General features: G+C 56.9%; 15 protein-coding genes, 1 tRNA gene and 1 pseudogene. 9 read left to right on the plus strand and 8 right to left on the minus strand.

All coding sequences use genetic code 11. The annotated features are described in order from the left end of the window. Positions 1-43 precede the first annotated feature (43 nt). On the plus strand, positions 44-589 hold the full coding sequence (locus ML541_RS06285; RefSeq protein WP_243371744.1) for an HD domain-containing protein: 546 nt from the start codon (positions 44-46) through the stop codon (positions 587-589). A 32-nt stretch (positions 590-621) separates the two neighbouring features. Further along, a complete protein-coding gene (locus ML541_RS06290) occupies positions 622-1,713 on the plus strand; it encodes an AAA family ATPase (protein ID WP_243371745.1) in 1,092 nt (363 codons plus the stop codon). A 189-nt stretch (positions 1,714-1,902) separates the two neighbouring features. Here ML541_RS06290 and ML541_RS06295 read toward each other — a convergent pair whose 3' ends face one another. Continuing rightward, a complete protein-coding gene (locus tag ML541_RS06295) occupies positions 1,903-4,530 on the minus strand; it encodes a cation-translocating P-type ATPase (protein WP_243371746.1) in 2,628 nt (875 codons plus the stop codon). Positions 4,531-4,622: 92 nt separating this feature from the next. Between ML541_RS06295 and ML541_RS06300 the strand changes: the two genes are divergently transcribed. Then, the gene (locus ML541_RS06300) at positions 4,623-5,849 is read left to right on the plus strand and encodes an endonuclease Q family protein (protein ID WP_243371747.1); all 1,227 of its coding nucleotides are present in this window, start codon (positions 4,623-4,625) and stop codon (positions 5,847-5,849) included. 3 nt (positions 5,850-5,852) lie between these two features. Here the strand turns inward: ML541_RS06300 and ML541_RS06305 are convergent, their stop codons facing one another. The 5 genes from ML541_RS06305 to ML541_RS06325 all read right to left on the minus strand — a co-directional run bounded on the left by ML541_RS06305 (position 5,853) and on the right by ML541_RS06325 (position 8,556). After that, complete coding sequence (locus ML541_RS06305) at positions 5,853-6,557, minus strand: DsbC family protein (RefSeq protein ID WP_243371748.1); 705 nt, start codon at positions 6,555-6,557, stop codon at positions 5,853-5,855. Between the two features lie 120 nt (positions 6,558-6,677). Continuing rightward, positions 6,678-7,049, minus strand: coding sequence for a pyridoxamine 5'-phosphate oxidase family protein (locus ML541_RS06310; protein ID WP_243371749.1), 372 nt, complete (start codon positions 7,047-7,049; stop codon positions 6,678-6,680). A gap of 29 nt (positions 7,050-7,078) precedes the next feature. Then, on the minus strand, positions 7,079-7,459 hold the full coding sequence (locus tag ML541_RS06315) for a VOC family protein (protein ID WP_243371751.1): 381 nt from the start codon (positions 7,457-7,459) through the stop codon (positions 7,079-7,081). A 302-nt stretch (positions 7,460-7,761) separates the two neighbouring features. Beyond that, positions 7,762-7,838 (minus strand) — tRNA-Arg (locus ML541_RS06320). Positions 7,839-7,983: 145 nt separating this feature from the next. Further along, positions 7,984-8,556 carry a DUF488 domain-containing protein gene (locus ML541_RS06325; protein ID WP_279342379.1) on the minus strand — a complete coding sequence of 191 codons (573 nt, stop codon included), beginning with the start codon at positions 8,554-8,556 and terminating at the stop codon, positions 7,984-7,986. Between the two features lie 155 nt (positions 8,557-8,711). Between ML541_RS06325 and tkt the strand changes: the two genes are divergently transcribed. Genes tkt through pgl form a run of 6 tightly spaced genes read left to right on the plus strand, consistent with a single transcriptional unit; the run spans position 8,712 to position 15,716 of the window. After that, positions 8,712-10,799, plus strand: a complete 2,088-nt coding sequence (tkt, locus tag ML541_RS06330) for a transketolase (RefSeq protein WP_279342380.1) — start codon at positions 8,712-8,714, stop codon at positions 10,797-10,799. Further along, positions 10,799-11,254, plus strand: coding sequence for an RpiB/LacA/LacB family sugar-phosphate isomerase (locus ML541_RS06335; protein ID WP_243371753.1), 456 nt, complete (start codon positions 10,799-10,801; stop codon positions 11,252-11,254). Before tkt ends, ML541_RS06335 begins: the two co-directional genes overlap by 1 nt. After that, positions 11,251-12,366, plus strand: coding sequence for a transaldolase (gene tal / locus ML541_RS06340; RefSeq protein WP_243371754.1), 1,116 nt, complete (start codon positions 11,251-11,253; stop codon positions 12,364-12,366). Before ML541_RS06335 ends, tal begins: the two co-directional genes overlap by 4 nt. A 38-nt stretch (positions 12,367-12,404) precedes the next feature. Next, the gene (gene gnd / locus ML541_RS06345; RefSeq protein WP_243371755.1) at positions 12,405-13,430 is read left to right on the plus strand and encodes a phosphogluconate dehydrogenase (NAD(+)-dependent, decarboxylating); all 1,026 of its coding nucleotides are present in this window, start codon (positions 12,405-12,407) and stop codon (positions 13,428-13,430) included. A 40-nt stretch (positions 13,431-13,470) separates the two neighbouring features. Further along, positions 13,471-14,997, plus strand: coding sequence for a glucose-6-phosphate dehydrogenase (gene zwf, locus ML541_RS06350; protein WP_243371756.1), 1,527 nt, complete (start codon positions 13,471-13,473; stop codon positions 14,995-14,997). After that, a complete protein-coding gene (gene pgl / locus ML541_RS06355) occupies positions 14,994-15,716 on the plus strand; it encodes a 6-phosphogluconolactonase (protein WP_243371757.1) in 723 nt (240 codons plus the stop codon). The genes zwf and pgl overlap by 4 nt, the downstream gene beginning before the upstream one ends. A gap of 86 nt (positions 15,717-15,802) precedes the next feature. Here pgl and ML541_RS06360 read toward each other — a convergent pair. Together ML541_RS06360 and ML541_RS06365 are read right to left on the minus strand one after the other, a co-directional pair. Then, positions 15,803-16,317: pseudogene (locus tag ML541_RS06360) on the minus strand (adenine phosphoribosyltransferase). 33 nt (positions 16,318-16,350) lie between these two features. Further along, entirely contained in the window at positions 16,351-17,358 is a 1,008-nt protein-coding gene (locus tag ML541_RS06365) for a sigma-70 family RNA polymerase sigma factor (RefSeq protein WP_243371758.1), read from the minus strand. Between the last annotated feature and the right edge of the window lie 39 nt (positions 17,359-17,397).

A 17,397-nucleotide genomic window follows, 5' to 3' on the forward strand; every position in this document is an offset into this window, starting at 1 on the left:
CGTGCATCCATATAATAGCTTCAAAACAAAGCGGGGTAAACAGATGGATGCGGCAGCACTGCTGAAAAAATATTTCACCGACGGGGAAGCCCTGGCGATAGTCTTTGAGCACAGCCGTCTTGTGGCCGCCAGGGCACGTGAAGTGGCCTGCACCCTTGCCGTTCCCGTCGATATTCAATTCGTCGAGGAAGCGGCATTATTGCACGATATCGGTGTATGCCGTGTCCATGCGCCGAAGATGGGATGCTTCGGCAGCATGCCCTATATCTGCCATGGCATTGCCGGCAGGGAAATCCTGGAAGCGGAAGGGCTTTCCCGCCATGCCCTGGTCTGCGAGCGCCACATCGGCGTCGGCCTCACCGCCGAAGATGTCCGGCGCCAGCAACTGCCCCTGCCGGAGAGGGACATGGTGCCACTCTCCCTGGAAGAAGAGATTATCTGCTTTGCCGACCTCTTCTACTCGAAGAATCCCGAAACGGTGACGGTTATGAAATCCAGGGATGAGGTGCGCGCCTCCCTGGAAAAATTCGGCGCCGGCAAAACGACCATCTTTGACCGCTGGTGTGCCAGGTTATGTCCGGCCGTCTGATGCGAATGCGATAAATCCCACGGAGGAAGCACATGGCTAAAAAAATCTTCATCGGTGCCACCGGCCAAAACTGCGGCAAGACCACCATGAGTGTTTCGCTCATGCACCTGGCGCGCAAGAAATACAAAAAGGTCGGCTTCATCAAACCCATTGGCCCTAAGATCGAGCTATACGAGGACTTCATCGTCGATATGGACGCTGTTCTCATGGCCAGGGCCTTCGGACTTGAAGAAGATATCGCCCTCATGTCCCCGGTGGCGCTGCACAAAGACTTCACCAAGGATTTCCTCAGCGGCAGGCTCGACGACCTCTCCCTGGAGGGCTGCATTCTCGATGCGGTGGAAGAGCTGGATTCAAAGTACGATTTTCTCATCATCGAGGGAGCCGGGCACGGCGGCGTCGGCTCGGTCATCGGTCTTAGCAATGCCCGGGTGGCGAAGATCCTGAATGCCCCGGTCATGATCGTCACCGAAAGCGGCATCGGCAAGGTGGTGGATGCGGTGCGCCTTAACCTGGCCCTCTACGAGCGGGAAAAAGCCGACGTGCGCGGCATCATCGTCAACAAGCTCCTGAGCAAGAAACGGGACCACGTGCTGGGTTACCTGCAGACAGCCCTGGAACCGGACCACCTGCGGGTAATCGGCGGCTTCAACTTTTCCCCCGTCCTGGCCAACCCCACTCTGGGACACATCGGCAAGCTGCTCAACCTCCCCCTGAACGGCAACCTGGAGGAAAAAACACGTATCATCAATCATATTCAACTAGGGGCAGCTTCGTCACAGCGGGTCATCGACGGGCTCCTGGACTCAACCCTGTTGATCCTCACCAGTTCGCGGGACGAGCTGATCGTCACCCTCTCCTCCCTCTACCACATCCCCGCCTACAAGGCGAAAATCGCCGGTCTGGTCATCGCCGGGCATGTGCCTGTATCCAAGATCAGCCAGCAGATTCTGGACGACAGCAATATCCCCTACATCAGGGTAGATAAGACCACCGCCAAGGTCTTCACCACCCTCTCGGCAGACGTGGCCAAAATCACCGCCGAAGACGAGGAAAAGCTCAGCTGGATCAAGACCAACGCCGATCATGACATTGATTTCGAAGCGATTGACGCACTTTTGTAAAGGGACTGCAGGGGCGGCTGCCGCAACTTCGTCCGTTCGTTCGGTCGCCGGAGCTGCGGACCTTGCGGGGGCTCTTGATTTAGCACCCAACTAGCAATTCGTCGGCATAGGTGATTTTTGCATCGTCTGGCGGGTGTCCGCTCGCCGCTCCGCTCCGTCACTCACTCCCGCAGCCACGGCAGCCTGGGTTCACAGCATGCTTTTTCTGTCCGCTCGCATGATTGTCTTCTCCAGTTCCGAAACAAGCAGAACCGCCACCGACAGGGCCAGCACCAGGCCCATTTCCTTCGCATCCAGGGGTTGCGTGACAAAGATGGGCTGCATGGCGGGAATCCAGACGACGCAGATATGGAGCACGGCGACGATCACTATGGCCGCAACCAGTTGCCTGTTACTGAAGATGCCCAGCTGCAGCAGCGACTGGTGCCGGGAACGGACGGCAAGGGCCATGGCCATTCTGCTGAAAATGAGGAAGGTGAAAACCATCGTCTGCCAGGAATGACCGACATACATGGCGTAGATCTGCAGGGCGATGGCCAGGATGCCGATGAAGAGGCCGTAACGGACCATGAACCATCCCCTCCCTTCAGCAAAGACACCCGAAGCGGGATCGATGGGGGGGCGATCCATGGCGCCCCTTTCAACGGGCTCAACGGCAAGGGCAAGCCCGGGAAGGCTGTCGCAGAGCAGATTGAGCCACAATATCTGGATGGGCAAGAGGGGCAGCGGCAGGCCGAGGAAGGGGGCCAGGGTAATGAGCACCAGGGTGCCGAAATTGGCCGAGATGGAGTAAGTGATGAACTTGAGGATATTCGCATAGATGCGCCTTCCCTCCCGCACCGCCTTGACGATGGTGGCGAAGTTGTCGTCCAGAAGGATCATGGCAGCCGCCTCCTTGGCCACGTCGGTGCCGGTAATCCCCATGGCGACGCCGATGTCGGCCCGTTTCAGGGCCGGGGCATCGTTGACCCCGTCCCCAGTCATGGCCACATATTTCCCGCGGTCCTTGAGGGCCTGGACGATCTTCAGCTTCTGCTCCGGCGCCACCCGGGCATAGACACGGATATCCTCCACCCGCTTCTCCAGCTCTTCCAGCGGCAACTCCTCCAGGCGGGGCCCGGTCATCACTTCCCCCTCCCCTTCCAGGATCGCCAACCGACGAGCAATTGCCGCCGCCGTTGCCGGATGGTCGCCGGTGATCATCACCGGAACGATCCCGGCGGTCCTGCACTGGGCAACGGCGTCAAAGGCCTCCTCCCGGGGAGGGTCCTCCATCCCCACAAGACCAATGAAGATCAGATCCCGCTCCACCGCCTCAGACGAAAGATCTGCGGGCAGCGATGCCCACCGTCCCATGGCCACTGCCAGCACCCGCTGGCCTGAGGCTGCCATGGCTTCATTGGCACGATGGAAGGAGGCCGCATCAAGGGGGACAACGGCAGAACCGGCAAGCATGGCAGAACTCCTGGCAAGGACTGTCTCCAATCCCCCTTTGGTGTATCCTGCTACGCCACCCGGGTTTTTATGGATGGTGGTCATGCATTTGCGCTGCGTATCGAAGGGAAGTTCGGCGAGACGGGGGAATTCCGCCGCAAGCCGCACCGGATCGAAACCGTGCTCCATGGCCAGGACAAAGAGTGCCGTCTCGGTGGGATCGCCGCTCAAGCCATTGTCGCCGTTCATCCTGGCATCGTTGCACAATGCCGCTGCCGCCAGGAGATAGAACCGGGCGGAGTCGTGAACTACCTCTCCCGCCGGCGCAACCGAGGCCGCAGAAATCATTTCTCCATCCACAAAGAGCTCTGTAGCAGTCATGCGATTGCGGGTCAGGGTACCGGTCTTGTCGGTGCAGATATGGGTAACCGCGCCGAGGGTCTCGACTGCCGACAATCGCCGGATCAGGGCTTTCTGCCTGACCATCTTGGCAGCCCCCAGTGCCAGGGCAATGGTCACCACCGCCGGCAGCGCCTCGGGGATGACCGCCACCGCCAGGGAAATGGCGGTCATGAACATGAGGAGTGGTGCTTCCCCATGCAGGTAGCCCATGGCAAAAATTACACCGCAGACGAGGATGATCAAAAGAGCCAGACGGCGGCCGAAGGCGGCCAACTTCCTTTGCAGCGGCGTCCGGATGTCCCCTTCCGCCTGGATCATGGAGGCAATCTTCCCCAGCTCAGTTTCCATGCCGGTGGCAACGGCCAGTCCGGTGCCCCGGCCCGAGGAGACCACCGCTCCCTTGTAGGCCATGTTGGCTCGCTCTCCCAAGGCCAGGGAGGCTTCGCCCAGAACGGCAGTGTCTTTCTCCACGGGAAACGATTCCCCGGTCAGGGATGCTTCGTCCATCTTGAGCTGATAGGCCTCCGAAAGGCGCAGGTCGGCAGGAACCACGTCACCCGCCTTCAGTAGAACCACATCTCCCGGCACGATCTCTTCCACCGCCACGCTCTGTGTCTCACCACCCCGGATCACCTCGGCATTGAAGCCGGCCATCCTCTTCAGGGCGGCAATGGCCCGTTCCGCCCGGTATTCCTGGACGAAACCGATAATGGCGTTGAGTATGACAATGGCAAGTATCGGCGCCATATCTCCGGCATCGCCGATGATGCCGGCAATGACCGCTGCGGCAATGAGCACCAGGATCATGAAGTCACCGAACTGGGCCAGGAACATGATCCAGGGGGGCCTGGCCCGCTTTTCCCGAAGCTGGTTCCGCCCGTGCTGCTCAAGTCGCCGACGAACTTCTTCGGGGCTGATGCCGGCTTGCGATGAATTTAGCCTGTGAAACGCGTCTTCGATGGGGAGCAGGTGCCAGTCCATGGATACTTTCTTCAATGGGGCAATGGTGGGAAATCTGGTATAAGTATAAAGGGCGGCCCCGTCATGGCAATTAATTAACTGAAAAGGGTGCAATGATGCCTTTTTATGCCGATCTCCATATCCATTCCCCCTATTCCATCGCCTGCAGCCGCGATCTCAACCCGGAAACCCTCTGGCGCTGGGGCCAGCTGAAGGGGATTACCGTCATCGGCAGCGGGGATTTCACCCACCCCCTTTGGATTGAGGAGCTGCGGGAAAAGCTCAATGAGGATGAAGGGGGGCTCCTCGCCCTGAAAACCCGGTTGCAGAGAACCGATGTCCCCTCCTCCTGCCGCGCCCCGGTCAGGTTCCTCCTCTCTGCCGAAATCAGCTGTGTCTATAAAAAAGGGGGCAAAACGAGAAAGGTCCACGCCCTGATCTTTGCCCCCGATTTCGTTGCGGCACGGCAACTAGCGGCAAAACTGGCCGGGATCGGCTCCATCACCTCCGATGGCCGCCCCATCCTCAAACTGGACGCCAAACACCTGCTGGAAATGGTGCTGGAGATATCCCCGGAAGCGATGTTGGTGCCGGCCCATGTCTGGACCCCCCATTTCTCCGTGCTCGGAGCCTTTTCCGCGTTCAGTTCCCTTGAGGAGTGCTTCGAAGAGCTCACCCCACATATCTACGCCGTGGAAACGGGGCTCTCTTCCGACCCGGCCATGAACTGGCGCCTCTCCTCCCTGGACCGGGTGCGCCTCATCTCCAATTCCGACGCCCATTCCCCTGCAAAGCTGGGGCGGGAGGCGACCATCTTCGACACGAGCCTGAGCTACGGCAGCATCATGGCAGCGATCAAGACCGGTCGCGGCCTCTGCGGAACGGTGGAATACCTGCCGGAAAAGGGTAAATACCACAGCGACGGGCACCGCAGCTGTGGTATCAGCCTGACTCCACGGGAAACCATCGCCCACGGCTTTCGCTGCCCTGCCTGCGGGAAAAAAGTGACTGTGGGGGTGCTACACCGCGTGGAAGAGCTGGCTGACCGCCCGGAAGGGTTCAGGCGGGCGGGAGCGCCGCCGTTTTGTCGGGTAATTCCTTTGCAGGAGCTGGTTGCAGAGACGCTTGGGATCGGGGAAGGCAGTAAACGGGTGGCACGGATATATTTCGGGATGTTGGAAACACTGGGAAACGAGCTGTCAATTTTATCGGAAAAGGGATATGACGAAATTGCCGGCGCCTCATCCATGGAGATCGCCGACGCCGTCATCAAGGTACGGGAAGGAAATATCCGTATCGAGCCGGGATACGATGGCAAATTCGGCTCGATACGGATTTAATGTTCATTTCTTCAGCAGCTGCTCGATTTTATTGGTGTCGGCTCCGACCACCTGCTGACCGTTGACGAAGAAGGTCGGCGTCCCCTGGACCCCCACTTTTCGGGCCAGATCCAGGTGTTCCTGGGCCAACGCCTTGACCTTGTCGCTCACCGGCGGGGCATTGGCAGGGATCTCCTGCCCCAGCATCATCGCGTCGTAGGCCTTAACCTTGTTCTCTGCATTGAGGATGTACTGGATCTTGGTGATCGCTGCCGGATGGGCCAGGGGAGCGAAGAAGACGTAGCGGGTGACGTCGGTCTTCTTCATGAGGTATTCAGCAGCTTTTCTGCAGAAGGGGCAGTCAGGATCGGTGAATTCGATAATGACATTCTTACCTTCGCCGATCTTCACCGCCTTGTCCAATGGCAGGCTCTGCACCAGCTTGGCCGCCAACTGACCTTTCTTCTCTGCTGTCAGACTTTTCCCTTCCTTGGTGAAAATCTCTCCAAGTATGACGTAATCCTTCTCGGGCGCATAGTAGAGCACATTCTGTCCAGTCACCACCTGGTATATGCCACTGATGTCCGTAGCCTCGAAGCCATCCACCTTCACCTGTGGAAAGGCCTGTTTGAAGGCGACCTCGGGTTTCACAGCTGCGGTGGCGGCAAAAGCGGCCGAAGTGCAAACCAAAGCCAGTGAAAATCCTGCACAGATTCTGCTGATGATCATCTCTTTTCTCCCTCTGATGCTGTGGATGAGCGATTTATACCCCTTGACGCTGTTGGAACTTACCTCAGCCCAATGAGGTTGTCAATAGCTGAGGCCCGTGCCCCATTCACTGAAGAGACGTTACAGCGTCTGCGTGACAGAGTTGATGGTAACTTCCAATGCCGCCCTGGCCCAGGGAAACTTCCCCTTGATCGCATCGAACTGCAGTCCAGATTTTACAAATACGGCCGCCCCTTCAATGAGAAAGCCTGTTCCAGGGCCGTGGTATCCTTCCACCTCGCGGCTTCCCACGGTGATGAGACATTTGCTGTTCTTGGCCAGGTTGGCTTCAGTCGTGTTCATGTAGCCTGCGGGGATCAACAGTTTCCCATCCTGGGTTATCTGAAGGTAGCTGTTCCAAGTGTTGACCAGATGGGGACCGCCGTCACCCTGCGTGGCGATGGCCACAACCCCCTCGTGTTTCAGTACTTGCAGCATTTTCTCAGGAATCATTATTGGACCTCCATTTTTTTCTTGTATTTTCACCACTGTCTCAATTCGATGGGGAACCCATCGGCATCCTGTATCTCGGCCCTTTTCGTTGTCCCCATGGTCACCGGCCCCCAGGTGACCACCACCCCTTTGCCGGCAAGATAGGCCACAGCCTGGTCCATATCTTCCACCTCCAGGGCCATCATCCGATAGCCGGTCTGCCATGGATTTACCACTGCCGGCGAAGCGTCTCTAACCTGCATGAGCTCAACGACCGTGTCGCCAAGCTCAAGATAGGCGATCTCTTCGAGAGGAGGGGCTTCGACCTTCAGCCGCTGTCTGACCTTGAATCCCAGTACCTCCGTATAGAAGCCCATAGCCCTTTCGAAATCGCGAGGGATGATTTCCACATGGTCGATCCGTTTGAACATAATTAGCTCCTTGTCTGTAAATAGTTTACCCCAAGCAAATGTTATATTCCGTCATCTTATTCCTTAACAGCCGGCACCAGGAATGAAGCAACATAAATCTCGTCTGAAGATCTGACAGTTGCATACCCCCTGCAGGGACAATAATTCCTTCCATGGCGGCTCCCTGACTGGCTGCCTGCTAATGAGCTGTTAACCTTTACAAGGTGTATTGGATACGACAAAGCCTCTCGCTCCTTGTATACCTTGTTGTATACCTAAAGCTGAGAGGCTCTGTTCTGCTGCTATTACAGTTATTACAAAGATGGCGTCCCCGAGACGATTCGAACGTCCGACCCCTTCCTTAGGAGGGAAGTGCTCTATCCTGCTGAGCTACGGGGACATAAACTTTCAGCGGTTGCTTTTTTTATTGTCTTTTAACGCGGCATGCTGAATGAAACGTTTCGACGCTTACTCGACAAGGGAACTTTTTTAACAAATCTGATATCCAGAGTCAAGACAATTCAAGCTCCGCAGGCAATACGGGACTATTGCATTGTTGCAGTTAACGGCGCCGGATACGTTATTCGTGTCCCATGGACCTCGGCCATTGGCGAAATAACATGAGGCTTCGCATTGCTCTCGGAATAGATATGGATGACTTCGACCCCTCTTATGATGAGGGCATCACCGATCAGTGAGCGATGGCAGCGCCAAGGTACAGCCTCCGCGCACATTATAGCTGCCGGCTTTTCCCTGGCTAATTCCAATAGCCGACTCAATGCCGCAGCAAACTCCGGGGTCTGCATATAATCGGCAAAGCCTCGGAATGAAGAGTTATGCCACCCCTTGTTTGGCGAATCGGCTCTGGGATGCCGCAACCCGCCAAGGTCTTTCAGGTGCCGGTAGCCGATGCAGCGGTTGTGGAGATCTTTACCGATGGTTTCTCCATTGAACTGGGGATTGTGGCGGGAACGCGGAATGGTCCTGATATCGACTACCAGCCCAATCTCATAGCTCCTCATCAAATCGACAAATTCGTCGAAAGTGCGAGTGGAATGTCCCACAGTGTATAAGGTTATAGGGGTTAATAAAGGTATGTCTCGGTCGCGCTTGGCCATGTCAAAAGTCTATCCCCGAACGTTCCGATGCCAAGATCCGATCGGCGAAAGAAGCACAAACGGCAGAAACCGCACGGCTCCGGATTGCAGCTATCAAAATGTGAGTTACGCTTTTTAATAGCGGCAATTTTATTTGGATAACGAAGGAGAGAATGATGAAGCCGGACATGCCATGCAAATTTATCCCCTCTGCCATTGACTCTCTCTGTATCAATACCATCCGTTTCCTCTCGGTGGACGCGGTACAGAAGGCAAAAAGCGGTCACCCCGGCATGCCGATGGGCGCTGCTCCAATGGCCTATCTACTCTGGGATCGATTTCTCAAATACAATCCGGCAAATCCGGGCTGGTTCAACCGGGACAGGTTCGTTCTCTCCGCTGGTCATGGATCGATGCTTCTCTACAGCCTTCTTCACCTCACCGGATACGACCTGCCTTTGGAGGAGATTGCGCGCTTCAGGCAATGGGAAAGCCAGACGCCGGGTCATCCTGAACGTGGGCGCACACCTGGTGTCGAAGTAACCACCGGCCCGCTGGGGCAGGGATTCGGCAACGGAGTAGGGATGGCAATTGCCGAAGCATATCTGTCCGCCCGTTATAATCGTCCCGATTTCCCCGTCATCGATCACTTCACCTATGGAATTGTCAGTGATGGCGACCTCATGGAGGGAGTAGCCGCCGAGGCGGCTTCCCTTGCAGGTAATCTTAAATTGGGCAAACTGATCTATTTGTACGACGATAATCGCATTACCCTTGCCGCCTCGACAGACCTCTCATTTTCGGAAGACCGGGCCGAAAGATTCGAGGCCTACGGCTGGCATGTGCAGACTGTAACGGACGGCAACGACCTTGCAGCCATATGGGATGCTCTCCATGAGGCTCGCGCAGCCACCACACGCCCTTCCCTTATTATCGTCCGCACCCATATAGGTTTTGGATCGCCCAACAAGCAGGATACGTTCGAGGCGCATGGATCTCCCCTGGGAGATGAAGAAGTGCGCCTCACCAAAAAAAATCTGGGATGGCCGGCAGAGCCGCCGTTTTTGATTCCCCAGGAAGCACTGGAGCATTTCCGCCAAGCACTACAAAAAGGGGGCGAAGCGGAGGCTGCCTGGGAAGCGATGCTCTCCGCTTACGGCAAAGAGTATCCGGAACTTGCTCAGGAATTGCGACAGGCACGGGAAGAGACTCTCCCGGCCGGGTGGAGTGACGATATTCCCGAATTCCCGGCGGACGCAAAGGGTATGGCAAGCAGGGTCGCCTCTGGGAAGATCATGAATGCACTGGCGCCGCGGCTCCCCCTTTTCATTGGCGGGTCGGCGGATCTGAATCCCTCAACCCATACCGTGTTGAAGGGGCTCGGCGATTTTGAAAGCCCTCAAAACCATCCGGCTGATCGGCAGGGCGATTCGGGTGGGGAATGGGGCTACGCAGGGCGTAACCTGCACTTCGGCGTTCGCGAGCACGCCATGGGTGCTGCACTGAACGGCATGGCAGCCCACGGCGGCATCATTCCTTTCGGTGCGACTTTTCTCATTTTTTCCGATTACCTTCGTCCGTCCCTGAGATTGGCGGCACTCACGGGCCTGCACCTGATCTACGTATTCACCCACGACAGCATCGGGCTCGGGGAAGACGGCCCGACCCATCAACCGGTGGAACACTTGGCCGCACTAAGGGCTATCCCCAACCTGCTCGTTATCCGTCCGGGCGACGCAAATGAGACAGCCATTGCCTGGCAGGTCGCCCTTGCAAGCAAAGGGAAACCGGTGGCGCTCATACTCTCGCGCCAGAACATCCCGACCCTCGATCGGGATACTTGTGCGCCTGCACAGGGGCTCAGCCGAGGCGCATATATCCTCCGGGATGGAGCTGGCGCACAGCCCGACATCATATTGATTGCCACCGGCTCCGAGCTCCATCTCGCTGCACAGGCACAGCAGGAGCTTGAACGCAGGAATGTCCGCACTCGGGTAGTTTCAATGCCGTGCTGGCAACTGTTCGATGAGCAGCCGCCGGAATATCGAAACGCCGTCTTGCCGCCGCAGGTAACGAAACGACTGGCGATCGAGGCGGGGTCGCCACTCGGCTGGTGCCGCTACGTGGGGACCGAAGGCGACATTGTCGGCATCGAGCGTTTCGGCGCCTCGGCACCGGGGGATGTGGTACTCCGGGAATTGGGATTTACGGTGGATAACGTGTGCCGACGAGCCCTGAAGCTTCTGGGGCGAAGAGAGGACTGATGCGTATCGGAATTGCAGCTGATCACGGCGGCTTCGCAATGAAAGAACGTATGGCTGCGGCGCTGAAATGTACCGGTTACGAAGTGATCGATTTCGGCGCACGGGTTCTGGATCCGGCAGACGATTACCCCGATTTCGTCATACCTTTGGCGAAGGCGGTCGCCGGAGGAGGTGTGGAACGGGGGATCGCCATCTGCAGCAGCGGAGTGGGAGCATCCATAGTTGCCAATAAAGTGGAGGGCGTTCATGCCGCCCTGATCCATGATGATTATTCAGCCCATCAGGGAGTGGAAGATGACGACATGAACATACTGTGCCTTGGTAGCCTGGTCGTCGGATATGCCCAGGCATGGGAACTGGTCAAAACCTTTTTGGCCGCGCGTTTCAGCGGCGAAGAGCGCCATTGCCGACGGCTGGCAAAGGTGGCAGCCCTGGAAAGGGAGGAAAGGCCATGAAAGAAAATCCGCTACTGAAGTTGAGAAGCCTGGGTCAGAGTATCTGGCTTGATTTCATCCGCCGCAGCATGCTCACCTCAGGTGAACTCAAGCAGCTTATTGGTGATGACGGGCTTGGAGGCGTAACGTCAAACCCATCCATCTTCGAAAAGGCGATCACCGAAAGCAGTGACTATGAGGACGCCGTTCTTGCCCTGGCCCGCCAAGGGAAAAGCGCCGCTGAGGCATACGAAGAGCTTGCCTTGGAGGATATCCGGACGACTGCGGACCTCCTTCGCACGGTTTACGATCTGTCAGGTGGAAAAGACGGTTTCGTCAGCCTGGAGGTATCACCGCTGCTGGCCCACGATTCGGCTGGTACGATACTGGAAGCTCGGCGTCTCTGGGCCAGGGCAGACAGGCCGAATGTGCTTATCAAGGTACCGGCAACACTGGAGGGGCTGACGGCAATACGCACACTGATCAGTGAAGGCATCAACATCAATGTCACCCTCCTTTTCGGCCTTCCCCGTTATCGAGCCGTGGCCGAAGCATATATGGCGGGGCTGGAGGAGCGTGTTGCAAACAGGCTCCCCCTGGATCATATTACTTCCGTAGCAAGCTTTTTCCTGAGCCGCATCGATGTGCTCGTCGACCCGCTGTTGGGAAAAAAGATAGCGGAAGGAGGCCCGATAGGCGATCTGGCTTCCATGCTCGTCGGGAAGGTCGCCATTGCCAGCGCCAAAGTTGCATTCGGCATCTACAAGGAGATCGTGGGCAGCAGAAGGTTCCAGAGTCTTGCCGCAGCAGGTGCCGGAACCCAGCGGGTCCTCTGGGCAAGCACGGGTACGAAAAATCCGGCCTACAGTGATATCAAATACGTGGAACCGTTGATCGGAGCGAACACCATCAACACTCTGCCGATGGAGACACTGCGCGCCTACCGAGATCATGGAAATCCCGAACTCCGTCTGGAAGAAGGGTTGCAGGAAGCACACAGAGTTCTGAACCGTCTCCCGGAGACAGGGGTACATCTCGACGCAGTAACCCAGCAACTGGAGAACGAAGGTGTGGAAAAATTCGTCAAACCATTCGACAAACTGATGCAGACGCTGAAGGACAGGCTGCGGTAACGTTTCAGGGTCACTGCCTTTTTCGCCAGGAGACACCAATGCAAATCGGCATGATAGGGCTTGGCCGCATGGGGGGGGGCATGGTGCGCCGTCTCCTTGAAAAGGGCCATCAATGCATCGTCTTCGATGTCAACAGAGATGCCGTCAAGGCACTGGAGCGTGAGGGAGCCTCAGGCGCGTTGTCGATCGCCGATTTCGTCACACAGCTCCATAAACCCCGTGCTGTCTGGCTGATGGTGCCCGCTGCAATGACGGATTCAATGATAGGGAAGGTCGGCCCCCTGCTGGATGGGGAAGACATCATTATCGACGGCGGAAACTCCTATTATCATGATGATATCCGCAGAGCTCTTCTTCTTCAGGAACGCGGCATCCACTACCTGGATGTGGGAACAAGCGGCGGTGTATGGGGAGCAAAAAGAGGGTACTGTTTAATGATCGGCGGAGAGAAAAATGCTGTGGAGCGCCTTGACGCCATATTCGACGCACTGGCGCCCGGCATCGACGCGGCACCGGAGACGCCGGGGCGCGGGAAGAAGCATGGAACTGCAGAAAAGGGGTATCTCCACTGCGGACCGACGGGGGCAGGGCATTTTGTGAAAATGATACACAACGGCATTGAATACGGCATAATGGCCGCTTATGCCGAAGGGTTGAACATTCTTCACGGTGCGGATGCAGGCAGGCGTGACAGGAAAGCAGACGCTGAGACTGCTCCCCTTCGCCATCCCGAATATTACCAGTATGAGTTCGATCTGGCCGATATCACCGAGCTCTGGCGGCGTGGAAGCGTAATCGCTTCGTGGCTGCTGGATCTCAGCGCAACGGCCCTTGCGGACGACCCTGATTTGTCGGCGTTTCACGGTCGCGTTTCAGATTCAGGAGAAGGGCGATGGACAGTCATTGCCTCCGTCGAGGAGGGGGTACCGGCCCATGCCCTCAGTGCCGCCCTGTACGAGCGCTTCAGCTCCCGCGGAGAAGCCGATTTCGCAGACCGGCTCCTGTCAGCCATGCGGTATGGATTTGGCGGACACCGGGAAAAAGAGGGGGGTTCGAATCAGTAGCCTTTAACCATTACGCCGGTGCAGGTATCGCGGAGTGCCTATGGACATTCAATCCGAACCGCTGGTAATGGTCATTTTCGGAGCAGGAGGGGACCTCACCTGGCGAAAGCTGATCCCTGCCCTTTACAATCTTTTCCTGGACGGGCATCTGCCTGACCGGTTCGCTGTTATCGGAGTCGATCGGAAGAATGTCGCTGAGGATGATTTCCGAAGCCGGCTCAGGGACGGAGTAGATCAGTTTTCCCGACGCGGCAAATCCGATGATAAGGCATGGCAGGATTTTGTCCCCCGCATCTCCTTGATAAACGGAGATTTCACCGGTTCCGAGGCGGGTGAAAACCTCAAGGGGCGACTGGTTGATCTGGAGAAGGAGTGGCAAAAACCCTCCCGTCATGTTTTCTATCTGGCTATCCCCCCTGCGTTAGTAAGCGCTGTTGCCCGCCAACTGGACCAGCTGGCACTCTGCAGAGACTGCGACAGGGAACGGCTCGTCGTTGAGAAGCCCTTCGGTCGTGATCTGAAAACGGCCCGGGAACTGGACCGGCTCCTCACCGCCAGGTTCGCCGAGTCACAAATCTACCGCATCGACCATTACCTGGGCAAAGAAACGGTACAGAACATTCTTGCCTTTCGCTTTGCCAACGCGCTCTTCGAGCCCCTGTGGAACCGACGCTACATTGATCACATTCAGATCACCGTGGCGGAAACCGTCGGCGTAGGTCATCGTGGCAGCTATTATGAACATGCCGGCGCTTTACGGGACATGGTGCAAAACCACCTGCTCCAGGTCCTCTGTCTCATTGCCATGGAACCGCCGGTGTCATTCGGCGCCGATGAAGTACGGAACAAAAAGGTCGATGTGTTGCGAGCCATACGCCCTATTCTCCCTGAAGAGATCCACAAAGTTGCGGTACGCGGCCAGCATGGTGCAGGAGTAATCGGCGGTAAGCGCGTATGCGGTTACCGGGAAGAACAGGATGTGGCGGCCAATTCCCAAACGGAAACATTCGTAGCTTTAAAACTGTTCATAGATAACTGGCGCTGGCAGGGGGTTCCTTTTTATCTTCGGACAGGAAAACGCCTGCAGACAAAGATCTCCGAAGTCGTAATTCTTTTCCGTCCCGCGCCCCATCAGCCGTTTCCTTCAACAGCCGTGGAAAGCTGGCAGCCCAATCGATTGGTGATCCGCATCCAGCCCGAGGAAGGAATCATCGCCCGAGTACAGGCCAAACAACCGGGAACCCGCATGCTGCTTGGTCCGGTGGACATGCAGTTTCTATACAGGGAAGCTTTCAGAGCCCTGGCACCGGAAGCTTACGAGACGCTTCTCCTGGATATCATTCGTGGCGACGCCACCCTCTTCATGCGTGCCGATCAAGTGGAGAGCGCCTGGTCGGTGATTACGCCAATTCTGGAAGCATGGGATTCCGTGCCCCCTGCAGACTTCCCCAATTATGAGGCGGGTGGGTGGGGTCCGGAAGCGGCCGATGTCCTTATTGCCAGGGATGGGCACAGCTGGCTGAAGCCCGGCATACATATCGAGGAGAACAATGGAGATTTTCCATGATGAAGATCTGTTCAGATTTGGAAGACCTGAGTCAGACCGCGGCGGAAGTCTTTGCGGCAGAGGCCCGGCGGGCGGTAAAAACTTCCGGCAGATTCACCGTTGCCCTTGCCGGCGGAAGCACGCCGCGCCGCACCTATGAAATCCTTTCCCACCCACCGTACGGGAAGATGGTGCCGTGGCAAGAGACGCACGTTTTCTGGGGAGATGAACGGTGTGTTTCCGAGATGGATCCACGGAATAATGCAAGAATGGCGGATCAGGCGTTGCTAGCCCATGTTTCTTTGCCTCGGGAACAGGTCCACCCCATGGTCTGTGACCGATCGCCCCATGAGGCAGCAGAAAAATACGAAAAAGTTCTGCGCACCACCTTCGGAGAAGAGCTGCCCCGTTTCGATCTGATCCTGCTGGGGCTCGGGGAAAATGGACATACGGCATCGCTTTTCCCGGAAACCCCTGTCTTGAAGGAACAACTGCGCTGGGTGACTGAAGTATACATTACCGAGGAGGGGCTGCACCGGCTGACCCTGACGCTCCCGGTCATCAACCGGGCCAGGACGGTTCTTTTTTTGGTATCCGGAGCCGGCAAGGCAGGGATCATCAGGGAGATACATGAGGGCTCCCCTGATCCATATTCCATTCCAGCCGCTTTGATCCGACCTGATGGCCGCCTGCTGTGGCTGATCGACAGTGATGCAGGTCAGTTGCTTCGTAAGAAATGATCTCTCGGTACGGGCACAAAAAAGAAAAGTCCCCGTAAACCCTGCTGAGTTACGGGGACAATCAGAGGCAGTCACAGCCGGAAGTTTTAAAACTTCAGCAGTGAAAATACTTTCTCGGCAGGCAGCCTGGTTCTGCCGTTAAGGAACTCCAGCTCCGCCATGAAGCAGCATTCCACCAGTTCCCCCCCATGGAATCGACCATATCCACCACGGCGGACATGGTCCCCCCCGTTGCCAGGAGGTCATCGGCGATCAGCACCCGTTCTCCCTTTTTGATGGCATCGGTATGCATCTCCAGGGTATCGGTCCCGTACTCCAGGTCATAGGTCTTCTTGAAGGTTTCCGAAGGGAGCTTGCCCGGCTTGCGCACCAGGATGATGCCGGCACCGAGTTTGTAGGCCAGGGCGGCGCCGATGATGAAGCCGCGCGCCTCGACCCCCACAACCTTGTCGATGCGCTTGCCGATGTAGCGGTGGGAGATAAGATCTATCATCCGCTGATAGGATGCCGCATCGGAAAGCAGCGTCGTGATGTCCTTGAAGATGATTCCTTTCTTGGGGAAATCGGGGATGTCTCTGATAATGCTCTTCAACTCTTCCATGCCTTCTCCTTGAACCTTTCTCAACAAGCCTTTTTATTTGCTGGGGACGCTGCAGCGCGCCGCCATTTCGTTGCTCTCCATGATTTTGCGCAGCTTCTCCAGCGACTTCGCCTCGATCTGGCGGATCCTTTCCCGGGTAACGCCGAAACTGCGGCCGATAGTGTCCAGGGTCTGGGGATCCTTGTCATCCAGGCCGAATCGGAGGGTGAGGATCTTCTTTTCGTTGTCGGACAAGGTCTCAAACCACTTGGAGACCATTTCGTAGCGGTTCACATCCTCCAAAAGTTCGGCCGGCGAGACGGTGGAAGTATCCTCGATGGTATCGATGAGGAAATAATCGTTGTTTTCCCCCATGGGGCGCTCGATGGAGTAGGTCTTTTTCAGCAGGACCATCAGCCGGCGGATGTAGGCGGAATTTACCTCCATGGCGGTGGCAACTTCCTTGATGGAGGGTTCGCGATTGATCTTCTGCAACAGCTCGCGGGTGATGCGCAGCATCTTGTTGATGTCGTCGGAAACGTGGACCGGCAGCCTGATGGTCCGGGACTGGTTCACCAGTGCCCGCTCGATGGACTGCCTTATCCACCAAGTGGCATAGGTGGAGAAGCGGCACTCCTTGGAGAGCTTGAAACGTTCCACCGCCTTGATCAACCCCATGTTCCCTTCCTCTATCAGGTCCAGGAACGGCAGGCCCCGGTTGATGTAGCGCTTGGCGATCTTTACCACCAGCCGCAGGTTGGATTCGATCATCTTGTCGCGGGCAGCCTTGTCCCCCTTGTCGATGCGCGCTGCCAGCTCTTTTTCCTCGTCCGCCGTCAGCAGCTTGGTTTTCTGGATTTCCCGGAGATAGAGCTTGATGGCATCATCGAAATGCTCGACGACGGCCACCTTGATCTCTTCCTCCTCGACCTCCTCGTGTTCGACTTCTTCCACCTGCTCCAATTCTACGGCATCGGGCTCAACTTCCGGCTCCATGAAAAGGTCCAGTTCCTTGTGCTGGCCCTCGGCCGGGAAATCTCCTATGGCTTCATCGTTGTCCATGGCAACCTCGCGTGTCGATTGAAGTATACTTCCGTTTGC

It is taken from the genome of Geotalea sp. SG265 (assembly GCF_022808985.1).
Lineage (GTDB): Bacteria > Desulfobacterota > Desulfuromonadia > Geobacterales > Geobacteraceae > Geotalea.

Coding starts and splice junctions, on each gene's coding strand:
- ML541_RS06365 (WP_243371758.1), bottom strand. CDS start 17,358: ATGGACAACGATGAAGCCATAGGAGATTTCCCGGCCGAGGGCCAGCAC.
- ML541_RS06295 (WP_243371746.1), bottom strand. CDS start 4,530: ATGGACTGGCACCTGCTCCCCATCGAAGACGCGTTTCACAGGCTAAAT.
- ML541_RS06310 (WP_243371749.1), bottom strand. CDS start 7,049: ATGATTCCTGAGAAAATGCTGCAAGTACTGAAACACGAGGGGGTTGTG.
- ML541_RS06305 (WP_243371748.1), bottom strand. CDS start 6,557: ATGATCATCAGCAGAATCTGTGCAGGATTTTCACTGGCTTTGGTTTGC.
- tal (WP_243371754.1), top strand. CDS start 11,251: ATGAAAGAAAATCCGCTACTGAAGTTGAGAAGCCTGGGTCAGAGTATC.
- ML541_RS06285 (WP_243371744.1), top strand. CDS start 44: ATGGATGCGGCAGCACTGCTGAAAAAATATTTCACCGACGGGGAAGCC.
- ML541_RS06335 (WP_243371753.1), top strand. CDS start 10,799: ATGCGTATCGGAATTGCAGCTGATCACGGCGGCTTCGCAATGAAAGAA.
- ML541_RS06325 (WP_279342379.1), bottom strand. CDS start 8,556: ATGGCCAAGCGCGACCGAGACATACCTTTATTAACCCCTATAACCTTA.
- pgl (WP_243371757.1), top strand. CDS start 14,994: ATGATGAAGATCTGTTCAGATTTGGAAGACCTGAGTCAGACCGCGGCG.
- zwf (WP_243371756.1), top strand. CDS start 13,471: ATGGACATTCAATCCGAACCGCTGGTAATGGTCATTTTCGGAGCAGGA.
- ML541_RS06315 (WP_243371751.1), bottom strand. CDS start 7,459: ATGTTCAAACGGATCGACCATGTGGAAATCATCCCTCGCGATTTCGAA.
- tkt (WP_279342380.1), top strand. CDS start 8,712: ATGAAGCCGGACATGCCATGCAAATTTATCCCCTCTGCCATTGACTCT.
- ML541_RS06300 (WP_243371747.1), top strand. CDS start 4,623: ATGATGCCTTTTTATGCCGATCTCCATATCCATTCCCCCTATTCCATC.
- ML541_RS06290 (WP_243371745.1), top strand. CDS start 622: ATGGCTAAAAAAATCTTCATCGGTGCCACCGGCCAAAACTGCGGCAAG.
- gnd (WP_243371755.1), top strand. CDS start 12,405: ATGCAAATCGGCATGATAGGGCTTGGCCGCATGGGGGGGGGCATGGTG.